Origin of the sequence: Haloferax sp. Atlit-6N (assembly GCF_003383195.1) — an archaeon.
Classification (GTDB): Archaea; Halobacteriota; Halobacteria; order Halobacteriales; family Haloferacaceae; genus Haloferax; species Haloferax gibbonsii.
Genome location: NZ_QEQJ01000177.1, coordinates 1 through 525 on the forward strand (window position 1 = coordinate 1; position 525 = coordinate 525).

Genomic DNA, 525 nt, shown 5'->3' on the forward strand with positions numbered 1-525 from the left:
GTCCTCCTGTTTACGACGTTCGCGACGCTGCTGTCTGCGTTCACCTTCTTCGGCGGCCCGAATCTCGCGTACGGGGCGGGCCCCGAGTGGATCCTCGTGATGGGGCTGATGGACGGCATCCTGTTTGCAATCCTGTGGTACGTGATCGGCTACCGACAGTGGCTGATCGGGAAGTTCCAGGGGTACGTCACGCTCGGCGAGATGCTCGGTGACCGGTTCGGATCGACGCGTCTCCGCGCGCTCGTCGCCGGCGTCTCGCTGTTCTGGCTGTTTCCCTACGTGATGCTCCAGCAGATGGGCGCGGGCGAGGCGATCGTCGGCCTCACGAACGGTGCGATCCCCTACTGGGTCGGCGCGGCGCTCATCACCCTGTTTATGATCGTCTACGTCGTCCTCGCCGGACTCCGCGGCGTCGCGTGGACCGACACGATCCAGGGTATGTTTATGCTATCGGTCGTCTGATCGCCGTCGTCTGGGTGCTCACGAGCGCAGGCGGGCGGGACACCGTCTCCACGTCGCTAGCGG

1 pseudogene is annotated in these 525 nt (G+C 65.0%); it reads left to right on the forward strand.

What is annotated here, in order from left to right:
* Window positions 1-525 (forward strand): annotated as a pseudogene (locus tag DEQ92_RS21800) (sodium:solute symporter family protein); the annotation flags it as partial.